The organism is Mesorhizobium sp. M0062 (genome assembly GCF_040323125.1).
In the GTDB taxonomy this organism is placed as follows: domain Bacteria; phylum Pseudomonadota; class Alphaproteobacteria; order Rhizobiales; family Rhizobiaceae; genus Mesorhizobium.
In genome coordinates this window covers 205,855-232,729 of record NZ_JAMYUO010000008.1, presented here as the reverse complement: position 1 = coordinate 232,729, position 26,875 = coordinate 205,855, and the positions used below count along the sequence as shown (strand labels likewise).

Genomic DNA, 26,875 nt, shown 5'->3' with positions numbered 1-26,875 from the left:
TTCCAACGCCCCAATGTGTTGAACTAACTCAGTAATTCTGTTCGGTCAGGCGCTTGTTTTCTGCAGCGCCTGTATCACCTGGTCTTTCGGTCCATCGGCAACGATCTTGCCCTGCTCGATGACAATGAGGCGGTCGGCCAGCTCGAGCATGCTGAAGCGGTGCGTCGAAACGATCAGCGTCGTGTTGCGATCGAAAGCCACTTTGAGCTGCTTGATCAGCTGGCGCTCGGAAGCCAGATCCATCGAGCCGGACGGCTCGTCCAGGAACACGATTTTCGGTTTGGTCAGCAACAGGCGGGCAATTGCCATTGTCTGCCTCTGACCGCCCGAGAGATTGGTGCCGCGCTCGCCGACATTCATGTCGTAACCTCGCGGATGGCGGGAGACGAAGTCGTCGACGCCGGCAGCCTTGGCCGCGTCGACGATCTGCTCATCGGTCGCCTCCGGGCACGCCATCAGGAGATTTTCCTTGATGGTGCCGGAAAATAGATCGTTGGCTTGCGCGACGATCCCGACCGCGGCGCGAACCTCAGATGGGTGGTATTGGCGGATGTCGATCCCGTCCAGCAGCAGCTCGCCGGAGGTCGGCAGGAAAAGCCTGCCGATCAGCCTCCCCATGGTCGTCTTTCCCGAGCCTATGCGGCCGATGATGCCAATCCGCTCACCGGGCTTCACCGAGAAATTCAGGCCGGTCAGCACTTCGTTTTCGGAACCCGGGTAGACAAAGCCGACATTCCTGAATGCCATTGCACCGTTGCGAATGGGGCGGTTGACGAAACCAACCGTGTCCGGCCGATCCTCAGGCTGCGCCATGATCGAATTCACCATTCGCAGGGACAGCATCGCCTGACGAAGTCTGGACAAGGTGATCGCAATCTGCCCAAGCGGGGCCACCGCCCGGCCCGCCAGCATGACGGTGCCGATGATGGCGCCGGTCGAGACATGCCCTTCCGAAAAGGCATAGGCGCCGGCCACGATCAAAGCGACGGTGACCATCTGCTGGATGGCTTGCGTTATGTTGCCGGCGGCAGCCGAAAGCTGTTTGATCTTCTCGGACGTGTTAGATGCGTTCTTGGAATGCTCCGCCCATTTCCGCAGAAGGTACGCCTCTGCCCGCAGCGATTTGATCGTTTCCAGCGTGGAGATGGATTCCACCAGCAGGGCCTGGCGCTGCGAAGCCTCGTTCATGGAAGCGGCAACGCGTTTGCCGATGCGCCGTTGCGTGATCAGCCCGACGATCACCGAGGCGACAAAGGCAATGGCCGGTATGACGACCAGCCAACCGCCTATCGCATAGATGACAAGAAGAAAGACGAAGACGAAGGCTGTGTCGATGAAGACGCTGATGGTGTTCGACGTGAAAAACTCGCGCACGAACTCGTACTGGGTCACCCGATTTGCATATTCGCCGGTTGAGCCGGGCCTTGCCGACAAGGACGAGTTCAGCACCTTCTCGAATAGCATATAGGAGATGCGAAGATCGGCCTTGCGCCCGGCATAGTCGATCAGTGACGCTCTGGCGGTCTTCAAGAGCAGGTCGAACAGAATGACCGCGCCGATCCCGATCGACAGCACCCAGAGCGTCGATATCGCCTTGTTCGGCAAGATCCTGTCGTAGACGTTCATGGTGAAGATCGGTGAGGCAAGAGCCAGCAGATTGATGAATACCGCCGACAGGATGACCTTCGAATAGGTGCGCCAGAACGGCCCCATCGTGCCGGTCAGCCAATGTCGCCGCTCGATCTTGGCCGCCGAACCGACGCTCATCGCCTCTACTGCGTTGGCATAGGTTATCGAGAACGAAACGCCGCCACTAATATAACTTCCGGAAAACTCGGATTTGCTGATTGTCGTGCGGCCGTCTTCCTGGGGAGCGGTCGTAAATCCACCGTCCTCGGTCTGGGCAAGCAGCGCTACAGGCAACTGGCTGACGCGAAACAGAATGGCGGGAAGGTCGATGCGTCCGCGAAGAAAGTCGCGATGGCTGAATTCCGTGATTTCAAGACCGATGCGTTCGGCAAGATGCCGGATGGCGTCGATATCGATGCGGGTGTCTGACAGCGGCACGCCGGCAAACAGCACGGTCTCGGAACTCGGCCTGCCGAGGTACCCGGCAACAGCGGAGAAGCAGGCCTTGAACGCCTCTTTTGGGGAGAGGATTTTGGGTTGTGGGTTCACGATCGGCCCGCAGGACTATCGTTCGTCCTTGACCTTCCTACTTCTTTCTTACCGGTGCGAGGATGTCGAAAGGCAGATCGTTCGTCTGCTCCGACGGCGTGCGCGCATAGGTTTCGGTGTCGGCCGTTTCAGGCGCATTGAACTCGGCCTTGGCATAGGCGGTGGCCTGTTTTGCCGGCTGAAGATTCATGGTCTTCAGCAACTGCCCGGTTGCCGCCAGCAGCCGGTACTGCGCGAAAAGCGACGCGTAGGATGCGGTGTCGGCAAGCGTAGCTGTGTTGAACCGCGTGTTCTGCGCGTCGAGCACGTCGAGCAGCGAGCGCTGTCCGACCTTGAACTGCTCGCGATAGGACGCCACCAGCCTTTCGTTGGCGGCAGCCTGAAGCTTCAATGTCTTTGCCAGATCGGCCTGCCGGAAGCGGCGATCCCATGACGTACGGACGGCTTCCTCGATCTCGCGCAGAACCTGGTGCAGCACAAGGCGCTGCTCGCTGGTGCGGCGGACCTGCTCTTGCTCGTTGGCTTTGTCGATGCCGCCGCGATAGAGGTTCCAGCGCAGCACCAGCCGCGCCTGCAGGTCGCTAGCGTCGCCATCGTCGCCGTCGATGTCATAGCCGCCGCGCGCGCGGCCTTCGGCGATGACGGAGGGCCCGAATTTCGCCCGCGCCGCATCCACCAGGGAGGCGGCGGCGTCGATATCGCTGTTGGCCATGTGGACGCGCGGATTGTTCTGTCGCGCCAGCCCTAGCGCGTCGTCGAGCGACCTTGGCAGCGCGCTCGAGACATCGCCTGGCCTTGACGCGTTGGTCAGCGGCTTACCGACCGTCTTGAAGAACCGTATCTTGGAAGCCTCCAGTTCTTCGGTCGCCTCCTGCATACGTGCCTTGGCAGCGAACAGCCGCTCCTCGGCCTGCTGGCGATCAGCCTCGTTCAACGCGCCGCCTGCAATACCTTGCCGGATGTCGCCGAGGATTGCCTGGTGAAAGCCCAGATTCTTCTTCGCTTCCGAAACGATCGAAGCCTGCAGCATGTATTCGAGATAGTCCTGGACGACAGACAGTCCAATGAATTCAGACCGTTCCAGCACCCGGAACGATGCGCCGTCGACCCGCGACGCCTGACGGTTCAGTTCCGCCCGCCTTGCGCCGCTGTCATAAAGCGTCTGCGTGACAACGACATCGGCTTCCGACGGATAGAGCGCGTCATCCTCTATGGACAGCGAACGCCGGGAGGAATTGTCGAGACGACGAACCCCCGCCGACGCCTCGACATCGACGCTGGGAAGATAAAGTCCCTTCGCTTGGCGTAGCTCGAATTCGATTGCTTCGCGGTTTTCGATCGCTTGGCCAATTTCGGGGTTGGACTCCACCGCAACCGCCATCGCCTCCTGGAGAGTGAGCGCGTGAGCATTCCCACAACTCAATATGGCGACCGTCGTCAGCAGGCCGAGGCGCTTGCCTATCGCCGACATAGATGTCGTATTCATTTCACCCCACCCCAACGTTCCCCTGCGCCATTATTGCCAGGCGTTACAACTCAACCGTGATTGTTCACAAATTTGCAAAATATGGGAGCACTTATTGATTTAGTGACCGCTAAAACGCTAAATTCAAGCAAAATTCTATAGAATGTCGCAAAAATGGCACATAAAATACCCACTGCGGTTTTTGAGTAACAGCCGTCCGAGTTTGAACAGGCAAGCGAAACCGCTCCGGGAAGGAGGACCGCAAGGCCACCTTACGACCTATTTGCTCCTGATAGCTTGACTATTTCTGGGTGTATTTTTTCAGCGAGGTGACCGACAACATCTTGGTTGGCGGCTACAATCGGCAGGATAATCTTAGCCCGCTTGCCAGAGCCTGGAACCGACACCCCGGTCTTTCTTGGACCTGAAGCGTGGGCATAAATCCCTGAGCCGGCGAATAAACGCCGACGACTGCTTCACTGGCCAGCGTGCCAGCATAGGGCTCGTATGACGGCCGATCAACGACTCGGTCAACCGAAGAGGTGACGGTACCTTTTGAGGCGGTTCTGTAGGCCATCGAATGCCGCAAGGTCCAAAATCGCTCCATTGAACCCGATAGCTGGTGAAACCTCAAAATATTTCTTGCGGCGATTTTCCGTTAAAATCAAAAGTGCAATTTTTTTGACGGTTAGTGTCCGCCTTTTCGCAGTTCAGAAAAAAATCTGACTGGAATTGAGTCATACGCTGTTTAAACAATGCGGAACGAAGTGGTCGGTTGCGCCACCACTTTGCGGGACGACATACGAGAGTTGCAGGACGAGCGGTCAAACATCGAGGGCCGCCGGCTCGTTAGATACCACTACTCGTTCCTCCGCGCCATTCCAACAGGCTGAACTTCGAGGCAAGTGAGCCCGTCCTGGTCCGGCGCCTCGACTCGTAAATCCATTCCACCGATCACAACTGCCTGCAAGCTGCCGCTTGTTTGTTACTTCCCAAGTCTCGTCGGCCATATCGAGGCGCTAGACCGTCAGCTGGTCGCGCGCTGTTGCCACAGCTGCCGATCTGCAACCGCCCCCATTTCCGCCGTTCTGGACCCTGTCTCCCAACGTTTGCAAAACGAGGTCAGCTATGGTCGGCAGTTTGGGGTCGCGGGAGCATACGGAATGATACGGGAACCTTTCAGATTTTGGCCCACCAAAAATTCAGCAACATCAACGATTTCCGTTCGCCCTCCGGGCCCACCAATAACTCACGGCTTACGCCGAACTCTATGTTTTGTGATCGCATCCGCGAAAAGGCACTCTACCGTCAAAGCTTTTCCCCACCTCTCGATAATTTCGCAAGCTGCCGCTGGCTATCGGCGGATCGTTGATGCGCAACTGTGACGGCGGTCGTTACCGTGGCTCGAGTGTCAGCAGATGTGGTAAGGCTGATTGTCGACGAGTAGAGAGGGGTCCAGCAACAATGACTTTGAGACGAACCAGAGCTTACGGCGGATCCGGCTTGGTTCTGGCGGTTTGCACTGTATTGGCTTGGCAAAACGCCACCGCCGCTCAGGATTGCTACGCAGCCGCGACGCCTGGCGTCAATTGGCAGGAGTGTGACAAAAAGCTTCTCATCCTGGAAGGACAGGACCTGAGCGGGGCAAACCTGTTCGGTGTTGATTTCACTTCGACCGACCTCAGGAACAGCAATCTCCTTGCGGCAAATTTTGAGAAGGCAACGCTTGTGCGCGCTTCCCTGGCCGGCTCGACCGCCAAAGGCGCCCGGTTCGACAAAATCGAGGCGTACAGGACCGACTTCAGCCAGATGGACGCGCAGGGCGCTGTGTTTACGGGCGCGGAAGTGCAGCGCTCGAATTTCCAGAACGCCAATCTGGTCAATGTTGATTTCACAAAGGCGGAATTGGGGCGTGCACAGTTCCATGACGCCGATATCAGCGGCAGCCACTTTTCGTTTGCCAATCTCGCGCGGGCGGATTTCCGAGGAGCGAAGTTCACCGCACCGATAGACTTTGACGGCGCTTTTTTCTTTCTGACCCGTATCGAGGGCCTCGATCTATCCAATTCGGCGGGTCTGTCCCAGTGGCAGCTCAACATGGCTTGTGGAGACGCCCGGACCGAGTTGCCTTCTGGCATGACGAGGCCAGAAGATTGGCCCTGTCAATTCCAGCAGGAATAGCCCGCCCGTCCGCTTCCCGCCCAAAGGCTGCCGGGCGGCAAAGCGCCTCAATTCAGTCCTCGGCCGCGGGTCAAAGCACGACACTGCGGGACATTTCCGGCAATCTCATTTACCGGCGAACGACAACGACCAAATGGAGGACGGATGCCCAAGGTCAAAGGTGATACCGCTCTGGACAAGGAGCGCGCCAAAACAGAGAAGCTCCTCAAAAAGGTTGGATACACAGCCTTGAAGGAGGCCGGTGTGGTATCCAAGCGACCCGACCTCCCAAATCTAAAGATTGAAAAGCGAGGGAAGTAGCGCGGACACTCCCATGCTGACCTGACCGAAGGCACGCCCAAAATGTAGACGTCTGCTTTGCCTTCTCAAGCTAGGAGTGTGCAGGCGGCGCTTGCGACAACCACAAAGCGGACTGCTGGGGCCGGAAGAAGCTGTCGTATTTCCGCCCCGGTGCGATCCGATACTTCACAACTTTTTCACTTTCCAATTGGGGGGCCATAGCAAATGAACGAAGAGACCGGCGTTCAGAAGTTGGTGCGCACGCTGCGTGCTCGAGCACCTGATGACGCAGCTGAATTGCTCGCTAGAGAGTCTCCCGAGTTCATCCGCGACACACTAAAGCTGTTGCCGGACGGGCACGCCCGTAAGGTGGCCGAGCATTTGCCACTGCATATGCGGCCCATCAGCTCTCATGACGGTGAGATGGGTTTCGCGATCCCCGAGTCGCTCGTCGACGTGATGGACCCGATCCCCGCCAGCGTTCCTGTCGGGACGACGGTTGCTGCCGCGGTGGAAGCTGTCAGAGGCGCCCAGGTGCCGACCGAGCTCACTTATCTCTACGTCACGGACGAGGGCAATAGACTGGTTGGCCTAGCGGTCCTGCGCGATCTGATGCTGAGCGAACCCGACGCGATTGTCGATCACATCATGCTGCCCAGGCCGTTCGCTCTTGATGTCGGTCTCTCTTTGAGTAACGCATGCAAGGCGGCGGTACGGCGTCACTATCCTGTCTATCCGGTGGTGGATGCGGAGAACCGGCTGCTCGGGCAGGTTCGCGGCTGGCGATTGTTCGAGCAGCAAATCATCGAGATTTCCGCCCAGTCTGGCCAGATGGTAGGCCTCCAGAAGGAGGAGCGCTCTTTTACGCCGCTGTTTTCAGCCTTCCTGAAGCGTCATCCGTGGCTGCAGTTGAATCTCCTGACGGCCTTCATGGCCGCATTCGTGGTCAGTTCGTTCACAGGCACGATCGAGAAGATCGTTGCTCTGGCGGCGTTTCTCCCGGTCTTGGCCGGGCAGAGCGGAAACACCGGCTGCCAGGCACTGGCTATGACGCTGCGTGGCCTTGCCCTGGGGGATGTGGACAAACGACCGAAGCTGCACTTGGTGATGAGAGAGGGCGCGCTCGCGGCCGCCAACGGCGTGCTCGTCGGCGTTGTTGCGGCTGCGGCGATGTGGTTCTATGCCTCGAGGCAACCGGCGTCGGCGGCGCAGGCGCCGATGCTGGCACTTGTGATCCTGCTTGCCATGTCCGGATCGTGCCTCATGTCCGGCATCTCCGGCGTGCTGATCCCGTTGGGCCTGCGCCGGGTAGGCGCCGATCCGGCGGTCGCCTCGGCGATCTTCCTCACCACCGTGACCGATATTGTAGGCATGGGCCTGATGCTGGGGCTGGCCACCATGCTCGTGCTGTAGCAAGCTGCGTGCGGTGACGCGTCCCTGGGCGTTGAGGCAATGAGCTGACCTCGCGTTCAAAGAAATTGCAAGACCCGGGCCGAATCGCACACGCCTCGTGAGAAGCACCTCCGGCAGCTCTCCGTCCCTTGCGAAACGCGACGGAAGGCCTTTGGAGAAGCCGTGGGTGACCTTGAAGCCTGGTGACCAGATACGCAGGATCGCCCACCCAATATTAATCTTGTCGGCTGTGCGATCCACTACTGATGAGATTTGATTTTGTTAAGCCTTGGGCCAAATACTTCAATCACGTGCAGCAATGTTGAGAAGAGTTTTTGACAATCAGCGCAGCCGAAATAGGAATAAACCCGATATCTTGTTGCGCAGCTGCAACAGCTGCTGAGGACTCGCATAAGTCCGGCGACCGTTCAGTCGCCTTTTTCTTGCAGTCGTGCTAAATCCCTCGCACTAGTCGGGTTTGGGGTGGGTTCTCGGCATGCAATCTTCGTTTCGAACGATCTTCGGCTTCGCCGCAGCGCTGCTTTGTGCCGGCGTGTTGCCGGCCGGCGCACAAGGTCTTTTTGGGGCCTATGACGATGCGTTTGCGGCCCGCATCGCCAGTCCGGCCGACAATGGAACGCTCGCCCAATTCGTCACGGTTGCGGTCAACGCTGGGCAATACGATCAGGCGATCTCCTCGATCGAGCAGTATCTGATCCAGTACCCCCGCGATGCGCGCGCCCGGCTTGCGGCCAGCCGGTTGTATTACCATGTCGGGTCCTATGAATTGGCCCGGCGGCAGGTGCAGTACGGCATCGAAGTCGGGGGTCTGACCGCAAGTGAGCAACAGGAAGCTGTTCGCCTGCTCGCCCGCATCGAGCGCGCGTTGCGTGGCGTCACCTGGGAACTCGCCCTGACCGGCGGCGTATTCAGCGCATTCACCGATTTTGAGCCAGGCGGGGCGCAGGACGACGACAGCTTCGTCTCGCCTTACGGGCAGGCGGAAGGTTTTGTGCGGTGGGACCTCGGCACGCCAAGTGCCGACGCGCTCGTTCTTTCGGGGTCGTTGACCGCGACTGAGCGTCTTTTCACGGAAGACCTGTCGGTTCCGGGTGGCGAGAAGACTTTTATCCACGGCAACGCAGCGATAACCTGGGACAAGGGACTGCCCAACAGCGGGATCGATTCGCTGCGCCTGCTGCTTTCCGCGTTCACCGTTACGGATCGTTTCGACAGCGACATTTACGAAACCGGTATCGGCCTCAGTGGACGTTTCGTCGTTCGCCCGACGGTCGAGACGACGCTCTTCGCCGGTGGCGGCTACATCGATCTAAGCGCCTCGCAAGGCATTTTCGCGGATAGCAGGGTCTTCTATGAGGCAGGCGGCAGCTACCGCTTCCGCAATGGCCAGGCGCTCGGCTTGCGCTTTGTCGGCTCGAATGACTTCGCTTCCGGATCGGGCGAAATCAGCCGCAGCTATACGGGCGAGGTCCGCTATGGCGGCCTGTTGATGAACGTACCGGATTTTTTCGCATGGTCGCACCAGATCGCCTTATCGGCCGGCCACAGCGACACTCCCGATCTGTCCGTCGGCATCGGCACAAATATCAAGAGCGACTTCTGGCGCATTGCCTCGGAAAGCGATTTTCAGCTGACGGAAGCGCAGAAGATCAGCGTCGATCTCGCCTACCGCAAAACCAACTTCGCCCTCGCCAACCGCGACCGAAAATCGTTCGAAATGCTCATGAGCTATACGTTGACGCTCAATTGAAAGAGGCCGCGATGAGGTATCATCAGATCGTCATTTTTATCGCCTGCCTCGCCTTCGCGGCACCATCCGCTGCTGAGACGGTCGGGTCGATGACGGCCTACCAGACCATCATCGTCCGCAATAACGGCGGGACGATGAACGTTGGCGCCGGCGTCGAACTCGGCGACCAGTTGCGCAGCAATCCCACCGGTCTCGGAATGCTGGTGTTCCGGGATGAATCGAGCGCCAAAATTGGTCCAAACACCAGCCTGACGATCGATGAGTTCGTCTACAATCCGGGCTCCGGGTCGGGAAAGATCGACATCGGGATGAACAGCGGCCTGGCCCGTTTTTATGGCGGCCAGGTTTCGAAAGGGGGCGTCATGCAGGTTGCGACGCCGCACATGGTGCTCGGAGCGAGAGGCGGCATCATCGAAGTGCTGGTGGCAGCCGGCCAGACCGTCGGCATATTGCGCGCCGGCCGCATGACCTGCACGATCAATGGCAAACGGCTGGTCATCACGAACCCGGGCTACGCCTGCACGTCGGACGATGGCAAGCTTCTGGCCGGCTACGGCGGCATCGACGCCTTCCCGATCTTGGACAGTATCGACCGGATAGCGGGAACCGGCCTGCCGGGCGCACCGGGTCCTGGGTTGGACGTAAGCGCAATTTGTGCGTCGGCTCTAGGCTCCTCGCTCAAAGTCTGCGGGTCCAGGGACGGCGCACTGCCAGGAGTGGTCATGGAATTCCCTGACAGCCCAACGCCACCTGCGGGCAGCGGGGGGCGGCGGGGCGAGTGTGAGGGTGAGGGTTGCTGCTACTACTACAACTGCGATTAGGCCTGGCTGCACGAGATGAGCCACTCGGTCGGTAGGCGCTGGGCTGATTGGCGGCAAGCCGGCAGACGCAAAATATCCGGCCTTGTGGTCGTGCTCCTGCTGCTCGCTTGCCATTTGGCTTTTGACGGGCCGTTGTCGCGCCTGCGTGAGCGGACGTACGACTTCTATCAGTTTCTCGCCCCACGTCAGGCGACGAGCAATCCTGTCGTGATCGTCTCGATAGACGACGCCAGCCTCAAGGCACATGGGCGATGGCCCTGGAACCGTGGCCTCTTGGCCGATCTGGTCAATGGCATCACGCAGTCCGGTGCGGCGGTGGTCGGGCTTGCGCTGGTACTCCCCGAGGCTGACACCTCGCCTGAGGGCATGGCCGGAGACAAGCGCCTGGCAGCGGCGCTGTCCAAAAATCGAACGGCGCTTGCCGTCAGCCTGGGCAATGAAGCGACGGTTTCAGAAGCAGAACCCAAAGCCGGCTGGTCGATCGTCGGGCAAGTACCCGATACACTTCCCGGCTTCACCGGTCTTACCGGGTCGCTTGCCGAATTCTCGAACGCCGCCGCAGGCCTCGGCGTGATTCGCACCTTGCCCGATCCCGACGGCGTACTGCGCCATGTGCCGCTGCTCTGGCTTCGCAACACCCCTCAACGCGCGCAGCTGTGGCCGTCTTTCGCACTCGAGCTCCTGCGCCTTTACGCTGGACAGGACGGTTACACAGCCCGGATGAATGCAGCCGGGTTCGACGCACTCAGGATGGCAGGCGCCATTGTGCCGCTCGAGCCGGAGGGGAGCATCCGCCTCTGGGAAACCGCCACGGACACGCCTCGCCTGTCTGCCAGCACTATCCTTTCGGGCCATGGCGATCCGCGGCTGCGGGACGCCATCGCCATTGTCGACCTGTCGGCTGTGGGCCTGACGCAGTACCTGCCCACGCCGACGAGTCCAGCGCGACCAGGAGCGGAGATCCACGCCGATGCGATCGGCCAGATGCTTGCCGGGCGCTTCCTGGCAGAGCCAGCGCACGCGCGTATGCTCGAGCGGCTCTGGTTTCTCCTCAGTGCCGTCGTTTTCATCGGGCTTTCTGGAGTGCTCGCCGGGCGTGTCGTGCTTGGCGCCATCTCCCTGGCGCTGCTGGCCGTCACGCCGTTCGTGTTCGGCGCTCTCGAGTACAGCCTGCAGGGTGCACTCTATGACCCGCTGCAGCCGGCGCTTGCAACCATCATGGTTGCGGGCTTCGAAGGCTATGTCCTCTACAGGCGCAGCGAGCAGCGCCGGTCCACCCTGACGCGACAGTTCTCCCAATATCTGTCGCCCTCCGTGGTGCAGCGCCTCGCAAGCTCGGACACCGAGGCAATCCTGTCCGGCGAGAAGCGCGAGATCACAATTTTGATCAGCGACATACGTGGCTTCACGACCATGAGCGAACAGCTCGACACCCAAGAGATCGCCAAGGTGGTCAACCATTTCCTCGGCATTGCGACCGATGAGATCCTCAAGCGCGACGGCACCATCGACAAGTTCATGGGCGATGCGGTGCTGGCCTTCTGGAACGCACCGCTAGATCAACCCGATCATCGTGAGCGTGCGCTCGACGCGGGCCTTGCCCTTATCGAGCGGGTGAGGCGCGAAGACGCCGCCTTCACCGCGGATGGCCATCGCTCCATCGAAATCGGCGTCGCCATCGAGACCGGCATCTGCTCGGTAGGCAATTTCGGCTCCGAACGGCGCTTCGATTACACCGCGATCGGCTCCCCCGTGAACCGCGCGGCACGGCTCGAATCGACGACCAAGAAGCTGGGCATCCCCCTGGTGCTTGGACCCGGCTTTGCGGCAGGAGCATCGATGCCGGTCGTCCAGGCGGGCGCCTTTGAGCTCCAGGGTTTCAAGGGCGAGGTCCCGGTTTTCACCGTTCCGGAGATGCAAGCTGCTCAACAAGGTATGAGCCGCGAAGTAGAGAGCCAACGTGGTGAGCAATCTGGCGCCCCCGCCATGGTGGTTGGTTCGCCGCCATCCGTGCAAATGGCGCCGCTTGATGTTGCACCCCGAACCCGAAGCACGCGCTGATCGGCCAACGGGTCGCAGGATGCGATTGTCACGGGCACCGACGGACATCTTGTTTCGGCGACATCGAGGGATGCGACGGCTTGCGTCACTCGTCCTTGAAAGTCACCTTCATATGTTTGTGCACCATTGAGGCGAGGTCCTCGGCATCCCAGTTCGTTAGCCTGATGCAGCCGTGAGAGAAGGTCTTCCCGATCTTGCCGGGTTCGGGCGTGCCGTGAATGCCGTAGCTTTCGATGGAGAGGTCGATCCAGATTGATCCCACGGGATTGTTAGGGCCGGCAGCAATGGTGAAGGGCCGCTTGGTTTTGACTCCCTTGAATGCAAAATCGGGATCGTAGTGATAGGTCGGGTTGTGCACCACCCTTTGGATCTCTGCCTGCCCACTTGGTGCCGGCTTCTCGTCGCTCCCGATCGAGGCAGGGTAGACGGCAAGCGCTTTATTGGAGGGGTCGAGCACGCGCACCTGATGAGCGCCTTTGTCGACTTCGACGCCGGCAATGGTGGCGGGAGGTTCACCCCGGCCAACATTTGGTACCAGCAGCGTGGTTCCAGCTTTCCTGAATCCGGTGCCTGGGTTTAGCCTCCTGAGCAATGGTTCGCTCACATGGAAGCGCTCCGCCAGCTTCTCGATCGAGTCGTGATAGCCAAGCCTTCTCAGGCGAGCCATCCTCTCCATGCGCCCCGGAATGCGTTTGGTGAAGGGGCCGCGTACATCTTTGCGGGTCAGTTCATAGGTGATCAGAGCTGGGCTGGTGGAGGTTGCCATCAGCTTGTCCCAAGTCGCCTGGGTGAGCTTGCCATCTGGCGCCAGTCCGTTCGACGCCTGGAAGGCCTTGACCGCCTTGGCGAAGTTCTCTCCAAGGCGGCCGTCGATGAGCCCCGGTGAGAAGCGCGCACGATCCAAAAAAATTTGCGCCTTCAGCACGGCAGGATCGAGCCCTTTCGGATCGCCGGCGGAGAATTGCGCCTGATTTACCGCGGCTAGGTCCAGCTTGGCCGCCTCCGTCCCGCCGCATGCGAAGGCGAGTGCAATGGCGAGGAGGAGAAGGAGCCTGATCATCGATTTCACTCCTTACGTTAAATCGCACCTGATCTGCTTCTATGACGCGCTGTGGCAGATCTGGTTCCATTCGCCGGTAGGGGATCATAGGCAACCAGCCTTACGCTGCCGACCGGTCCGAGACGTTTGATGCCCATGCCTTGCCCCTCACGAGAGGCGTTGCTGGCCGCGCAGATCGGCAGTGTAAAAATGGTCTGGCCATGTTGACGTGAGCTTCTACCTTCAAACTGCCCACTACCTGGACCGGCAGTCAAATGGTCTCAGGGCAGCAAGTGAGGAGATGCGCTGGGAACCGGCTTATCGGGCGGGTATTCTATTGATCTTCGGTATCGATAGATCCATGTTCCGTCGTCACTGTGATCGCGTTGTCGCCCGCGATTGCTCTAGCGTATTCGAAGCGCTCCAACTTCTGTTCTGCCGATAGGCCTTTGAACATCGCGGTGGCCGAGTTCGTGATTTTGAAGTCGCCGCAACTCGGACAGCGAAACTCCCGGATGTCACCAACTGTCTCCGAATTAACGAGCGCCTGCTCATCTGTAATCGGGCAAATTGCGGCCATCCAAGCCATCGTGGTCCTCCGTCCTAAGGCCGTCCCCGATTACCCAAAAGGCATCGTCGAGTGCAAAATCCATTTCTGCCGACGCTCACCCCACCTGGAGTACTCCACCGAGTAGATTGCGCTCTCCACTCTCCAACCCAGAATGTGGATTAAAGCCAGTTCCTCGGCGAGCGATTTGCTGGTGAGCGGTAGGCGCTCTCGCTCTGGAGCCTCTCCCAAACGATCGGAGATGTTCATGTAGCGTCGGGCAGGACCGAAGGGCCGGAACGTGGCGTTTTCATCTCTTCGGCAATCACCAGTAGCGCCTCCAGAGCGACGGCGATCCCCGACATCACCGTACTTATGTCTGCGCTGCCGCCGAGCGTCGAAAGTTCGGCCGCTCGCGTTTGCATGCTTTGGCTCAGCTCTTGTAACTTCAGGCGCAGCTCGTCATCCATGGTATGTTCTCCAAGCTTGACGCTGGAGGAACGCGCCTGCTTACAACCCGTTCCGCCGGTGGCCGCAGAGAACCAGAGACACCGCAGATGCTACAACTTGCGCTGTGGCGGCGCTTAGCATGGGCGGTGGATTGAGCCTCAGCGAATGACCGTCGGCAAATAGCGGATGCTTCAGTCTCGAAAAGGTGCTGGACGGCTCGATATGCACCGCCCCTTGGCCCTGGGTGCTGGTCCCATGCACAGTAAGGCCGTGCAAGTGCGCGCGGCCTCTGGGCTCAACATTCCAGTCGTCATGGTCCAAAGTTGTCCCAAGGTGGGTTCTCACCAAAGTGGGCGGCGAGAAGCGTCACGAAGCTTTGAACTTTGGCGGAAAGATGCCTTCTTGACGGGTACATCGCGTAGATCGACCGGCTTACCGGCTTGAACTGGGGCATCACTGTCTCCAGTTGGCCCGAACGAATGGCTTCTCCAACAAGGAAAGTGGGGCAAAGTACTATGCCTGCTCCACCCAGCGCCGCATCGCGCAGGAGCTGCCCGTTCGTTGCCGTCATCCGTGCAGTGATTTTTACCGCCACTTCCCCCTTTGGTCCGTCGAACCGCCATTTTCCGCGGCTGGCGCGCAACGCGTAGTCCAGACAATCATGGTCGTGGAGATCCGACGGCTTTGTGGGACGCCCGCGTCTGTCCAGATAATCGCGCGAAGCGCAGACCACCTCGCGTGAAGGCGCGATTCGGCGAGCAACCAGATTGGAAACCGTGAGTGGAGCGATGCGTACCGCGACATCCAGGCCCTCTTCCACGATGTCAACCACACGGTCGTCCAACACCAACTCAACCGACACCTCCGGGTAGACCGCGAGATATTCTGCAACGACTCTCCCAAGGTGCATCGCGCCGAAGGAGATCGGCGCGCTGACACGCAGTGAGCCGGTGGGACGTGTCTTGCTCTCGGCCGCGCTCGTACGAACTTCCTCGACATCCTCGATTATGCGCAGACTGCGCTCGTAGACGGAGGCGCCGAGCTCTGTCAGGCTTATGCGCCGGGTCGTCCGGTTGAGAAGGCGTGCGCCAAGCCACTCTTCCAGCATCTGGACATGTTTGCTCACGGCCGCTGGCGATAGTCGCATCCGCTTGGCCGCTCCAGCGAAGCTGCCTTCACCGACGACGTTGGCAAACACGGTCATGCTGGTCAGCCGGTCCAACTGCAATCACCTCTTTCATTCACGTTTCGTGAATTCACCATCCATATCTCCCTCGATTATCAATCCGCAGTGGACAGATTATCTGAAACCAGGCCGGGATCAATTGCCCGATCCGTCTCTCTAACGTTTGCCCGAAACGTTGGCGTCGAGTGCCTTCTCGCGGGCTGGAGGTGATCATGTCTCTGACCAAAGCAGCCCTTCGGGAGAAACAGGGAGCCACTTTTCGCATGTGGCTCTCCGTGCTCACTGTATCGCTGGGTATTTTTTCGATGATCACTGCGGAGCAACTCCCTGTGGGGCTGATTCCGGCAATTTCTTCCGAGTTGAATGTCTCTATTGGGAGTGGCGGTCTCACGGTGACGATACCCGGCGTAATTGCGGCGTTCGCTTCTATCGGTTTGCCGTTGGCAGTGGGGAGGCTCGACCGGCGTATTCTGATGGCGGGCCTGCTCGCTGTAATGGCTGCGGCGAGCGTGATTTCAGCGCTCGCAACGAACTTTCCCGTGCTGCTCGCGTCCAGGCTGCTCGTCGGGATCACCATCGGTGGCTTTTGGGCGATAGCCGGGAGCATCGCAGTACGACTTGTTCCTGGACCGTCCGTGCCGCGCGCCATGACTATTGTCTTCGGCGGTGTAAGTGCCGCTGCGGTGCTGGGCGTGCCGGCCGGCACGATCATCGGTGATCTAGTCGGCTGGCGCGGCGCGTTCTGGTCTCTCGCCGGCCTGAGCTTTGCCATACTGCTCGCCGCCCTGCTTGTGCTTCCGAAGCTGGAGGCGGCGCAGCCTGTGGAGGTGAAAGCCCTGCGTGCGCAATTGCGCAATCCCGCCCTCCTGTCGGGCGTGGTTGCGACCGCACTGCTGGTGGCTGCCCACTACGGTGCCTACACTTTCGTGAGCCCGGTGTTGCTGGAGGTCTCGGGCGTCACTGCAGGGAGCATAGGTTGGTTACTGTTGGGGTATGGCATTCTCGGAATGATTGGCAACGCCGTCGCAGGCGTCTGGGCCGCCAAATCCGTCGGTCGCACATTGGCCTGCATCGTCATTGGGCTCGGCGCCACGCTGGCTCTCTTCCCGTTGCTCGGGGTCACGCCGCTCACAGGAACCATCCTGCTGCTGGTGTGGGGCTTCGCGTATGGCGCGGCGCCCATCACGCTGCAGACGTGGGTGCTGAGTGCAGCACCAGAAAGCGCGGAGACCGCGACGGCCATCTACTGCTTCACTTTCAATCTTGCCATCTCCGTGGGTACCCTAGCGACCAGTCAGATCGTCGACACGATGGGCGTGAACAGGGTCCTCTGGGTCGACTCCGCCATCATCCTGCTGGTGCTGCTGCCGGTGTGCCGCGCACCCATGCTTAACCGGAACATCGGAAACTCGTAGACAGCAAGCCATCCTGTGCCGCCCATCTGGCAATGATGTGATAGGTTGAAGTAGATCTTCGTTTCCTCTGTCTTGAAAGTCACGCGCATCACATCAAACGCGGGTTCCGCCGCACCGTGCGGGTGCCGATGCTTTGCGCCCCCGGAGGACAACTGGCTACTTGAAAAAGGACTTGATCCCCTCGTCGATATGTGTGCTGATATGAGATCGATCTCATGCCGCGCTCTCAATTGCTGTTTCTCTACGGGAGCGCGCTCTGGGAAGCATATGTCTGAATGACGATGAAGAGGGAGGTTCAAGTGAGGAAATTGATCGCGTGGCTGGCCTTGGCCACTACCACGCTCGCGTTCGCGTCTGCGGCCTCGGCGGGTGAAACCATCAACCGGGTTACCTCGAAGAAGGCAATGGTGGTCGCCACAAACAGCGGTTGGCCGCCGCAGAGTTTCCTCGACGACAGCAATCAGTTGGTCGGCTTCGACATAGATGTCTCGAAAGAGATCGCAAGGCGCCTCGGTGTCGAGGTCAGTTTCGATACGCCGGACTGGGCGACGATGACGGGCGGCCATTGGCAGGGACGTTACGATCTGGGTGTCGGCTCGGTGACGCCGACCAAAGCGCGCGCCAAGGTGATCGATTTCGAAGGCATCTATTATTATAGCCCCTACGTTTACGTGGTTCACAAGGACAGCCCGGCCAAATCGGTCGCCGACCTGAACGGCAAGATCATCGGCGTCGAGACCGCCACCACGTCGGAGGATTTCATCCGTAGACAACTCGAGATCGATGCTCCCGGCCTGCCGCCCATCGAATACAAGCTGGAGCCCGGTGAGATCAGGACTTTCGCTGACTCAATGCTGCCGTTCGACGATTTGAGGCTCGGCGACGGCGTGCGCCTCAACGCGGTCATCGCACCAGAACAGACGGCTCAGAACGCGATAAAGAACGGCTACCCGTTGCGTGTCCTGGAAGGCGGCTATGCCTTCCGTGAGCCACTGGTGGTGATCGCGGAAAAAGGTGATGCCGAGTGGAATGCCAAGATCGGCGGCATTCTCGACGAGATGAAGAAGGACGGTACCCTCGCGAAACTGACCACCAAGTGGTACGGCAAGGATTACAGCTCTGACTGAGAGGCATCGTGGATAAAGCTTGAGCGGGGTGCATTCAATTGAACATCCCGCTCCATCTGTTTTGTTTCAGCCGCATTTCCACGACACCGGGCGGCTCCGGCTGCCTGCAAAATGCTCTAGTGCCGCCACCTCATCATATTGATCATGACATGTCCTGACACATATTACCGACGCACGCTTGCCGACAACACCATCAGACCGCCGCTGAGCGGCGTTTCCGAGTGCGAGACAGTCGTTGTCGGCGGCGGACTGGCCGGCCTGACGACGGCGTTGCAGCTGGCTCGCGCCGGCCAGCAGGTCGTCGTGCTTGAGGCGCAGCGGATAGGATTCGGCGCTTCCGGTCGCAATGGCGGCTTCGTTAATCCCGGTTTCGCCACCGGCACCGACAACATCGCCGCGATGGCCGGCGTCGACGCGGCACAAAAACTGCACCGCCTGTCCATCGAAGGCGTCGACTTCGTGCGGCAGACGATCCGCGATCTCGACATCAAGGCGGCAGAGCCGCGCTCCGGTATATTGAGCGTGCTTCGCCACGATGGTGGCGCCGCGCTCAAGGCATATGCCGAGCAACTGGCGCGGGATTTCGACTACCGGCTCGACTATCTCGATCGCGACCAGGTGCGAGCGGTGCTGCATTCGGATCGCTACCACCAAGGCCTGCGCGATCCCAGCGCCTTCCACATGCATCCGCTTAACTATCTGCGCGCCGTTGCTGGCGAGATCGAGCGGCTGGGCGGCAGGATATACGAGAGAACGGCTGCCGTTGAAGCCAACCTTGACGGCGCCGAAAAGATCTTGCGTACCGACAGCGGCGAAGTGCGCGCCCGCCAGGCCGTAGTTGCCACCGGCGGATATACGGGGCCACTGGTCGGTCGGCTGCAGCGGGCATTCCTGCCTATCGCCACTTACGTTATGGTGAGCGAGGAGGCGCCTGACCTCATCGCCAAGTCGATTACGACGACCGACGCCGTCGGCGATAACCGTCGCGCAGGCGATTATTACCGTGTTGTCGAAGACGGCAGGCGGCTGCTCTGGGGAGGGCGCATCACCACCCGGGCAGCCTCATCGGGCGTGTTGGCGAGGCAATTGCGCCGTGAGATGGTCACCACTTATCCGCAGCTCGAACACCTCAAGACCGAACTCGCCTGGTCCGGGCTCATGTCTTATGCCCGGCACATGATGCCCCAGATAGGCCCGTTGCAGCCGGGCGTCTGGTACCTCACGGCTTTTGGTGGCCATGGCATCAACACCACGGCGATCGCCGGCAAGTTGATCGCCGAAGCCATACTGGGACAATCGGACCGCTACCGGCTGTTCACACCCTTCGGCCTTGCCTGGGCGGGCGGCCCGGCTGGACTTGCGGTTGCGCAACTCACCTACTGGAAGCTGCAGGCGCAGGATTGGTGGCGCGAGCGGGCCCGCTGACCGCAGGGAGATCGAAGACGTGATCGGCCGACTATTGCTCAACCACCCGGACGCGGCGCGCCGCGTTGGCGTATTCTTCGTGCTCGCCGCCATCGCCGCCGGCCTGTATGGGCTCGGCATCAAAGCCAGTTGGCTCGGCAAGCTCGTTCCGGGGTCGGTCGAGTGGCTCGCCGCCAACCCGGACGTCGGGCGGGCGGTCTCGGCGGTGCTGATCGCATTGATCTTGGTGGCGAACTGGAACGCGCTGCGGTATCTCAGTCGCAAACAGCAGATTGTGGCAGTTTGGATAGAGCTGTTCGTGTTGCTAATGTTGTTTTTCTATTCCTTCGACCTGTCCTTCGCGTTCATCGCCAAGAAGATCGGCTTCCTCGTCTCGAAGGGTGTGGTGACGACCCTCTACATTTCGGCCATTTCGATCGCCATCGCCACCCTCATCGCCTTCGTTGGCGCCATCGCCAAACTTTCCCGCAACGGCGTGGTCTATGGCTTGGCGACCTTCTATACCTCTCTGTTTCGTGGCTTGCCGTTGTTGATGCAGATCTACATCATCTATCTCGGCCTGCCGCAGATTGGCTACGTGATCGGCGCCGTGCCGGCCGGCATCATGGCGCTGTCGCTCTGCTACGGCGCGTACATGACCGAGATCTTCCGCGCCGGCATCGAAAGCATCTCGCGCGGCCAGACCGAGGGTGCTACGGCACTCGGCCTTAGCGCTAACCAGACGATGTTCCTGGTGATCCTGCCGCAGGCGATGCGGGTCATCGTGCCGCCAACCGGCAACCAGTTCATTGCGATGCTGAAGGATTCTTCGCTGGTCTCGGTGGTCGGGGTCTGGGAGATCATGTATCTCGCACGCACGCAGGGCCAGACCGAGTTCCGCCACATCGAGATGCTCATCACCGCCTCGATGATCTATTGGCTGCTCTCGATGGGGCTCGAGTTCCTGCAGTCGCGGATCGAGGACCGGTTCGGGCGCTCACTCAAGCGCTGATCGTCATCCGTGATTTTCGCCAAAGCGAGTTGCACAGCACCGCAACAGCCAGCTTCGGAGAGCAGCTGCAGATTGTACGCCACAGCACGCCGTTCGGCGACGCCGTCAAGGGTGAATCAACCCGGTATTTCATCGGCTTAGCCCGATCGGAGGGCAGAATAGAGCAAGTGCTGGACGAGCATGGTCGTTGGCCGACTGCCCGGCAACTTCGACCGATTGCTGGATTTCACCCGCGCCGACAAATCGATAAAATCAACGACTTTAACATGTCCTCCGGGCCAACCATTATCGCTATGTATCGATGGTAGCCGAGTTCGCCACGTGGTTCGCCAATAGGTTTGTCAGGCAGTGGTTTGCGCGTTACCAGCCGCACGACTCGGTCCATGCCCTGCACAGCCAAACGCACCGGCGAGGCTTCCCGGGAATGAAGCTCGGCATGGTGTTTCGTTCCTTTGAAGTGGGCGTGTTTGGGGGAAGACCGTAGTCGGCGTGTTCGCGCCCGGTGGAATTTTCGAAGAGTTGTTTCCAACGGCGGGAACGAACCAAACTTCCATGCATTTAGCTCTGGCTTCGTTCATTCACTCTTTCTTCTGGGAGCTGGACCATTGTCATCCGGAGGCTATCTCTTGGCCGACCAACAAACCAATGACGTTTCCATCGTTGATCTGATACCTGCCCTGCGGGCTTTCGCGCGCACCTTCTGCCGCGTTCCAGACGATGCCGACGATCTGGTGCAGGAAACGTTGACCAAAGGGCTCGCCAACATCGACAAGTTCGAACCCGGTACACGCATGAAGTCGTGGCTCTTCACCATCATGCGCAACACCTACTACACGCGGATCAAGATCGCTGCACGGGAAGCGCCAGGCCTTCTCGACTGCGCGTCTTCGAGACCGATTTCGGAAGCTACCCAGGAATGGACCGTTCAGAGCAAGGAAGTTCACGGCGCCATCCAAAAGCTGCCCGAACATCAGCGCGAGGTGCTGATGCTGATCGGCGTTTTAGGAGTGGGCTACGAGGAAACCGCCGAAATCTGCGGCTGCGCGGTAGGGACGGTCAAGAGCCGGCTGAACCGTGCCCGCGCCAACATCCTTGAGCTACTCGGGGAGAGCTCGTTGCAGACATTGATAGAAAGGCGAAATCAGCTGTCGGATGGTCAGCTCGATATAGAGGTCGACAGCCGCAGATAATCAGCTCTTCACGTCTCGCCGATGCTTCTCGACGAGAGCATTTTGCAATTCGATCGCCAGCTTGGATAGGCGGTCTGGTATCTTTTCCTGCTCTATGGCGGCCAGCAGGGAAGCAATCTCCTGATCCACTGCCATCTCGACAAGCAGATCCGTGGTATCGTCGCTCGAATGAGACATCACGTTCTCTTGATAGCATCCCTAGATCCAAGTCTGATGATGAGCGCTCGGCACTACAAGGCGTTGTCGGCCGCTGAGAGGCTCACCGGCGGCCCTTGCACAGTTTTTCCTCCGTGCCGCGGCAAGACGCGGCGCGGTGGCGTCAGTCCTTCAGCAACCGGTTTGCGGCGTGATCCTGAAATTGATCGGACTTGGTTCGATTGCCGTCCAGCCCGCGCTCTCGGCCATGCTGCTTCCTGTCGCGGTTGGACAAAACCGCGTTTTCCTCGATCTTGTCCTTGTCCAAGGTGGTCATTGCGCCGGCGCCGGCACCTTTGCCTTGGCTGCCTTGGCCGAAATGCTTTTTGCCGCCGGATGCCATGATCTCCTCCTTCGAATCCAGGACACCGATCGGTGCCGACGCCCGAACCGGCATCGCGCTGTAATGTTCCGTCTCACCCAGCAAGCAGGAAGGCGTCGCCATCCCATGACCGAAACGGCTTCTCGCCGTCGATGACGACCCGCAATTGGTGAGCTTGCGCAAGACGGCCGATGTCGGCCCGGTCCAAAGAAAGCGATCCGCGATAAGAATAGTTCAGCAATGCGAGCCGGCCCGGCCGTTTGAGAACGCGCGCAATTTCATCGAAAAGCCGCTCAGCCATGCCGGCCAGGACCAGGTAGGGAAAGCTGTCGACCGCCAACACGCAATCGAAACTGTCGTCGTCGAAGTCGGCCAGATCGAGACCGGAGGTTTGGCGCAGTTCGACATTGCCGAGCGCTGCGCATTGCTCGGAGGCGATAGAGATCATCCGCGATGATATGTCGATGCCGACCATCCGCTTGAAGGAATTGGACAGCGCGCGCTCGAAACGTCCGATGCCGCAACCGATGTCGAGAATGTCTCGTTCAATTCCGGTGAATTCTCGCGCCTCGAGCCATTCAACGATTTCGTCGGTCATGGCTGTCAGCCGCTCGTCATCGCCAAGGGATCCTAACTGGACACTTGCGGCTGTCGAAATTGCTGCCGCGGCATCAAAACTCGAGGCCAGCCGCGTGACGACGGCAATATCCGTCTCGCCGTTACCGCGTTCATGCCGAACGGCGCCGCCTGTCGCTCGCAAAGTGGCAAGGACGCCCGGTCTGTGGCGCAGCAGTCCAGCGACCTTTCGCAGTCTTTCAGCATCGCCGGTATCCGCCGGACGGACTTTCAGCACGAACTCCGCCAATTCCGCCGCTTCAATTGTGGGCGGCAGGTGAAGCGCCAGCCTGACGAGAACAGCTTCGGCGCAGGCACCATCGGCCATGCAATCTTCGACCGCCCGTCTGACCGATGTCCGGCGCTGCGCGTGCACACTCATGACATCAACTCCGCGTCCAGATCCTCCGCATCGTCCACCTGTCGACGGCGCCCCAGCCATATTTGTAGGCCTCCTGGCCGCGCAGGAAGTCGAACTCGCGCGCATCCTCGCGGATCGACTCCGCGATCGCGTGGCCGATCAGGATCGCCCCTGGGCTCTCCTCGGCATATGCAGGATCGAGGCCGCCGAGATAGGCATAGGCGCGGCCGCGGTGGTGAAATCCGTAATAGGCGGCGACAGTCGTGCCATCGATCGCGAGCAACCAGCATCGGACCAGGCCGTGAGCATCGAGCAAGGGAAGTGAAAGCCCATGGAAGTGCTGCACGGCGGGGTCGGCCAATACACCACCTCCATGTCCAACCCAGCGTGCCTGGTGCAGGCGGATCAATTGGTTCAGGAAGTTCTGATCGCCCCGCGCTGACGCCAACGCGAGCCGGCCGCGTCTGGACGCCGCTTGGCGCGCCCGGCGCAACTGGCGCCTGCGCCGAGCGGGAACGCAGCCGGCCAACGTGTCGTCGCCGGCAACAGCAAGCACGGGACAGGCTGCATGAATTACCGGCCTCTCGACCGTTAAACCGGGATGCGCGATCGTAAGACCGGCACTGTTTTGCGGCAGATCAGACAAGATCCATTGTGACCACCCGACCGAGCAGATCGTTTCGGCAATGGTGGCGACAACCGCCGCCTCGATATCCCGGACAGCCAGGATGTCCAGATAATCACTGAGCGAAATACCGACCGGAAGCAGCTTCGAACCGGCCGTTCCATGCTCGAGATAGAGTGGCGCCAGCCCGACCAGATCGCCGCCACGCCAGACCGCAACTGTCGCCAGTTCACCGGGTGCGAATGCGCGCCACCATGGCACCAGCCAGGCGGGGGATTGGAACGGCGTCGCAGAGGAACTCTGCTCCCACAGTTTCCACCAGTGCGGCGTCAAGGCATCGAATTTTACGGGGTCATCGATGATTTCGCTGCGCAACACTGCTTTTCTCACGGTGCCGCAGCGAAGCGCCGGCAATCTGTGCCAAGTTGTGCCAGCGCCTGATAGGCAGCCATATACGACGAGATCATCCGTTCCAGCGAAAACCGCCGTCGCGCCTCCACCCGGCACGCCTCGGCGTCCAGGCTGGGCGCCGCAAGAATGGCTTGGGCCATCTCGTCGACTGTGTTGACGAGAAAGCCCGTCCTGCCGTGCTCGATGACGTCCGCAAGCGCACCATTCGGGAATGCGACCACCGGGGTACCGCAGGCGAGGGCCTCCATGGCGACAAGCGAGCTTGTCTCGGCGGCGAGGCTTGGAATGACCAGACAGCGGGCTGCGTTGAGAAAGCGCCTCTTGGCGTTAAAACCGAGCGGGCCCAGGAAGCGGCGGCGAGCATCAAGACGGGATTGGACCTCGTCGCGAAAGTAGCGCGTATGTGTTTCGTAGGGATAGACCTTGCCGCCGATGACCAGGGGCACGCCCGCCTGTTTGGCCGCGTCCAGGGCCAGGTGAATGCCCTTTTCCGGGCAGACCCGGCTGAGAACCAGGGCAAAGTCTCGCTTCGGCTGCACCACGCTCAGTGCTTCGATGTCAACGCCGTTGGGAATCGGCGCCACCAGTCTGGCCCCTGGTGGCGCCGTTTGCTGCTGGGTGGGCGAGACCGCATGGAGCCACAGGTCGTCGCGCGTCGGTCGCAGAGCCTCGGCCGGATACCAGTCCAAGGGCAGGTGGAGGCTCACCAGGGTCGGACCATCGTCGGGCAAATAGGCATGAAAATCGATGCCGTGCAGATGAACCACATCGATCGGCCATCGGGCGCGGGCAGCGGCGATCGCTTTGCGATGAGCCTGCTGCGCGCGGCTCTTCGCCGCCTCGTCGAGCACGCCGTTTTCAGCCGGTATTTCCACAAGGGTACCGCTCGCGCTGGAGCCGCGGCAGCCAATGACGATAGAGCGGTGGCCGGCGCGAACCAGCTCCCGATCGAGCATCGACAGAACCTGTTCGGCACCGCCGACAGCATCGGGTCCGACGGGTGCGAGAGGGTAGGCGACATTGAGGACAGTGAGCGCCGCGGCTGGTTGCGCCTCGGTCCCGTATGCCGCACCACCTGTCGATGATGCCGCTAATTCGTCCAATGTGTCAGGCGTCTGATGCATTGGCAGCATGACACTTTCACGCTGCCGAGGCCCGCCGCGTCGGGAGCGAAGCGGACGTCATGCCGGGCGCATAGCGGCGGATCATGGTTGCGCAGAATTCCGCGAACTCCTCCGGCACCAGAGGTGGGCTGGTGTGGTGGGGCATCATTCCGCGATGCTGCGGTGTAAAGCAAAAGGTGACCGTCACGTCGAAATCGGCGAGTGCCTCCATCTGCCGGTCAAACCAGTCCAGCGCGTTCGGCCGGAAGCTGTCTGCCCAGGAAAGCCCCGTGCGCATATTGGTGACGCCCAGCCGCTTCATCCAGGCGACGGCATCGTCCAGCCGGGGGTCCTCGAAATGAAACCACTGCACCAGCCCCATTGCGGGCGTGTAGCGCAGGAACTCCTCCAGCGCAGGTTTTGGCCTACCGTCCTGGCGCAGCAGCCCCATGTGGAAATGTCGATAGTAAGAAGAGCCCTCCGCCTCGCGATGCCGCGTCGTTGCTTCCCATTCGCGCGGAAGATCGTAGAGGCTGTACCACTGGATGCGTGGTGCGTTGCCAATCAGCAACTCAGCGGTGCGCTTGAGCCCCCAAACCTGGATTTCTTCCGCGCCGAAGGTTGATACGCCGACTTCGCTGACCCAGATGGGAAGGTTGGTGACGGTCGCGATCTCGCCGATCTTCTGTGGCCATTCGTGGATCTGCCACAGGTTCCAGTCGAGCGGAAAGCCGTGCACGGCGACGGCATCGACATGGTCCAGCACGCCGAATTCCTTCATGCGGGTGATAAAGCCCGGATCTATCGGCGAGATGCCACCGAGTACTTTCGTCAAAGACGGGTTCTCCGACGCGATTGCGTCAGCCGACAAGATCGCCATCCTGGCAAAGCGGCTCCAATCGGGATCGAGCTCTGGGTCCCAATGCGATTTGTTGTTGGGCTCGTTCCAGATCATGGCGGCTTCAATCATGGAGCTGTCCTTTCGAGGGGTAGATGGCGCCGCCGCCGGCCGGGTCCCCGGCTGCGCGGCAGAAATAGACCTCCTGCTCGGGGTGCAGAACGATCTCGAAACCGGCGCTGCGCAGCATCGCTTCGGTGCAGGCGCGGTTTGGAATCCACCAGTTGGTGGGATCGTCGGCATAGCGGTGCTCGATAAAATGCAGCTTGGGAAACTGCGGCTGGTCGAACAGGTCATGCGTCCAGAAATGATAGTTTTCTTCCAACTCGGGCAGATCCGCGCTGCCGCGCTGCATGGACTGGAAGATCATCAGGTCACGGGCGACATGTTCGCGGATCAGGTCGAGCGCGAGCAAGGGGTGGCGCAAATGGTAAAGCACCCCCATGAACAGCACGACATCGAATGTCTCGCGCAGAGAGCCGACGTCGTAGACCGAAAGCTTCTGGAATTCGATCTCGCAATCGGCAACCTCGGCGGCAAAGCGAGCTTGCGCCAGGTAGGCGTCATCGAAATCGATGCCGAGGACACGGTCAGCACCTCGCCGTTTCATCTCGATGGAGTAGAATCCTGCATTGCAGCCGATATCGAGTACCGCCTTGCCCGTCAGATCAGCGGGAATGGCATTGGCAAATTTGCGCCATTTGATCAGCGGGTAGTTGCCCAGAAAATGGTTGGGAGCGGTTTCGACGCCGGCAAGTTCCATGTTGTGGAACCACGGGCCGAGCGCATCGATGCGGCGGCGGATTTCGGCATGGGAATGCAGCATG

The 26,875-nt window shown here is 60.2% G+C and carries 23 protein-coding genes; 10 read left to right on the top strand and 13 right to left on the bottom strand.

Features of this window, described 5'->3' with window-relative positions; all coding sequences use genetic code 11:
- Nucleotides 1-45 precede the first annotated feature (45 nt).
- Both NKJ64_RS13020 and NKJ64_RS13015 read right to left on the bottom strand, forming a co-directional pair.
- The gene (locus NKJ64_RS13020; protein WP_023687775.1) at nt 46-2,178 is read right to left on the bottom strand and encodes a type I secretion system permease/ATPase; all 2,133 of its coding nucleotides are present in this window, start codon (nt 2,176-2,178) and stop codon (nt 46-48) included.
- 37 nt (nt 2,179-2,215) lie between these two features.
- Nucleotides 2,216-3,664, bottom strand: a complete 1,449-nt coding sequence (locus tag NKJ64_RS13015) for a TolC family protein (RefSeq protein WP_023687776.1) — start codon at nt 3,662-3,664, stop codon at nt 2,216-2,218.
- Nucleotides 3,665-5,107: 1,443 nt separating this feature from the next.
- On the opposite strand from NKJ64_RS13015, the gene NKJ64_RS13010 reads away from it, so the two are divergent.
- The 5 genes from NKJ64_RS13010 (at nt 5,108) to NKJ64_RS12990 (ending at nt 12,148) form a co-directional block, all read left to right on the top strand.
- Nucleotides 5,108-5,824, top strand: coding sequence for a pentapeptide repeat-containing protein (locus NKJ64_RS13010; protein ID WP_023687777.1), 717 nt, complete (start codon nt 5,108-5,110; stop codon nt 5,822-5,824).
- 504 nt (nt 5,825-6,328) lie between these two features.
- Nucleotides 6,329-7,516: a magnesium transporter gene (locus NKJ64_RS13005; protein WP_023736095.1), complete on the top strand. Its 1,188-nt coding sequence runs from the start codon at nt 6,329-6,331 to the stop codon at nt 7,514-7,516.
- Nucleotides 7,517-8,048: 532 nt separating this feature from the next.
- Entirely contained in the window at nt 8,049-9,266 is a 1,218-nt protein-coding gene (locus NKJ64_RS13000) for a tetratricopeptide repeat protein (RefSeq protein WP_197031261.1), read from the top strand.
- Nucleotides 9,263-10,087, top strand: a complete 825-nt coding sequence (locus tag NKJ64_RS12995; protein WP_023687780.1) for a FecR family protein — start codon at nt 9,263-9,265, stop codon at nt 10,085-10,087. Before NKJ64_RS13000 ends, NKJ64_RS12995 begins: the two co-directional genes overlap by 4 nt.
- Before the next feature lie 90 nt (nt 10,088-10,177).
- Nucleotides 10,178-12,148: a CHASE2 domain-containing protein gene (locus NKJ64_RS12990; RefSeq protein WP_352462720.1), complete on the top strand. Its 1,971-nt coding sequence runs from the start codon at nt 10,178-10,180 to the stop codon at nt 12,146-12,148.
- Between the two features lie 85 nt (nt 12,149-12,233).
- Here the strand turns inward: NKJ64_RS12990 and NKJ64_RS12985 are convergent, their stop codons facing one another.
- The 4 genes from NKJ64_RS12985 to NKJ64_RS12970 form a co-directional block, all read right to left on the bottom strand.
- Entirely contained in the window at nt 12,234-13,208 is a 975-nt protein-coding gene (locus NKJ64_RS12985) for a L,D-transpeptidase family protein (protein ID WP_352462718.1), read from the bottom strand.
- Nucleotides 13,209-13,521: 313 nt separating this feature from the next.
- Nucleotides 13,522-13,776: a hypothetical protein gene (locus NKJ64_RS12980; RefSeq protein WP_023699977.1), complete on the bottom strand. Its 255-nt coding sequence runs from the start codon at nt 13,774-13,776 to the stop codon at nt 13,522-13,524.
- 224 nt (nt 13,777-14,000) lie between these two features.
- Complete coding sequence (locus NKJ64_RS12975; protein WP_023667962.1) at nt 14,001-14,204, bottom strand: hypothetical protein; 204 nt, start codon at nt 14,202-14,204, stop codon at nt 14,001-14,003.
- Nucleotides 14,205-14,494: 290 nt separating this feature from the next.
- Nucleotides 14,495-15,406, bottom strand: coding sequence for a LysR family transcriptional regulator (locus tag NKJ64_RS12970; protein ID WP_023691455.1), 912 nt, complete (start codon nt 15,404-15,406; stop codon nt 14,495-14,497).
- Between the two features lie 176 nt (nt 15,407-15,582).
- Between NKJ64_RS12970 and NKJ64_RS12965 the strand changes: the two genes are divergently transcribed.
- The 5 genes from NKJ64_RS12965 (at nt 15,583) to NKJ64_RS12945 (ending at nt 21,518) form a co-directional block, all read left to right on the top strand.
- Entirely contained in the window at nt 15,583-16,785 is a 1,203-nt protein-coding gene (locus NKJ64_RS12965; protein ID WP_023714681.1) for an MFS transporter, read from the top strand.
- A gap of 299 nt (nt 16,786-17,084) precedes the next feature.
- On the top strand, nt 17,085-17,912 hold the full coding sequence (locus NKJ64_RS12960; protein WP_023691453.1) for a transporter substrate-binding domain-containing protein: 828 nt from the start codon (nt 17,085-17,087) through the stop codon (nt 17,910-17,912).
- A gap of 144 nt (nt 17,913-18,056) precedes the next feature.
- The gene (locus NKJ64_RS12955; protein ID WP_023667966.1) at nt 18,057-19,337 is read left to right on the top strand and encodes an NAD(P)/FAD-dependent oxidoreductase; all 1,281 of its coding nucleotides are present in this window, start codon (nt 18,057-18,059) and stop codon (nt 19,335-19,337) included.
- Nucleotides 19,338-19,356: 19 nt separating this feature from the next.
- A complete protein-coding gene (locus NKJ64_RS12950) occupies nt 19,357-20,328 on the top strand; it encodes an amino acid ABC transporter permease (RefSeq protein WP_023687785.1) in 972 nt (323 codons plus the stop codon).
- Between the two features lie 626 nt (nt 20,329-20,954).
- Nucleotides 20,955-21,518: a sigma-70 family RNA polymerase sigma factor gene (locus tag NKJ64_RS12945; protein WP_023667968.1), complete on the top strand. Its 564-nt coding sequence runs from the start codon at nt 20,955-20,957 to the stop codon at nt 21,516-21,518.
- Here the strand turns inward: NKJ64_RS12945 and NKJ64_RS12940 are convergent, their stop codons facing one another.
- The 7 genes from NKJ64_RS12940 to NKJ64_RS12910 form a co-directional block, all read right to left on the bottom strand.
- Nucleotides 21,519-21,695, bottom strand: coding sequence for a hypothetical protein (locus NKJ64_RS12940; protein WP_352462715.1), 177 nt, complete (start codon nt 21,693-21,695; stop codon nt 21,519-21,521).
- 142 nt (nt 21,696-21,837) lie between these two features.
- The gene (locus NKJ64_RS12935; RefSeq protein WP_023741848.1) at nt 21,838-22,056 is read right to left on the bottom strand and encodes a hypothetical protein; all 219 of its coding nucleotides are present in this window, start codon (nt 22,054-22,056) and stop codon (nt 21,838-21,840) included.
- 73 nt (nt 22,057-22,129) lie between these two features.
- Entirely contained in the window at nt 22,130-23,032 is a 903-nt protein-coding gene (locus NKJ64_RS12930; RefSeq protein ID WP_352462713.1) for a class I SAM-dependent methyltransferase, read from the bottom strand.
- A 4-nt stretch (nt 23,033-23,036) separates the two neighbouring features.
- Entirely contained in the window at nt 23,037-24,014 is a 978-nt protein-coding gene (locus tag NKJ64_RS12925) for a GNAT family N-acetyltransferase (protein WP_023667972.1), read from the bottom strand.
- Between the two features lie 8 nt (nt 24,015-24,022).
- On the bottom strand, nt 24,023-25,180 hold the full coding sequence (locus NKJ64_RS12920; RefSeq protein ID WP_352462711.1) for a glycosyltransferase: 1,158 nt from the start codon (nt 25,178-25,180) through the stop codon (nt 24,023-24,025).
- Between the two features lie 7 nt (nt 25,181-25,187).
- Nucleotides 25,188-26,120: a glycoside hydrolase 5 family protein gene (locus NKJ64_RS12915; RefSeq protein WP_352462709.1), complete on the bottom strand. Its 933-nt coding sequence runs from the start codon at nt 26,118-26,120 to the stop codon at nt 25,188-25,190.
- A complete protein-coding gene (locus NKJ64_RS12910) occupies nt 26,113-26,874 on the bottom strand; it encodes a TIGR04290 family methyltransferase (RefSeq protein ID WP_023687791.1) in 762 nt (253 codons plus the stop codon). The genes NKJ64_RS12915 and NKJ64_RS12910 overlap by 8 nt, the downstream gene beginning before the upstream one ends.
- Nucleotide 26,875: the final 1 nt, after the last annotated feature.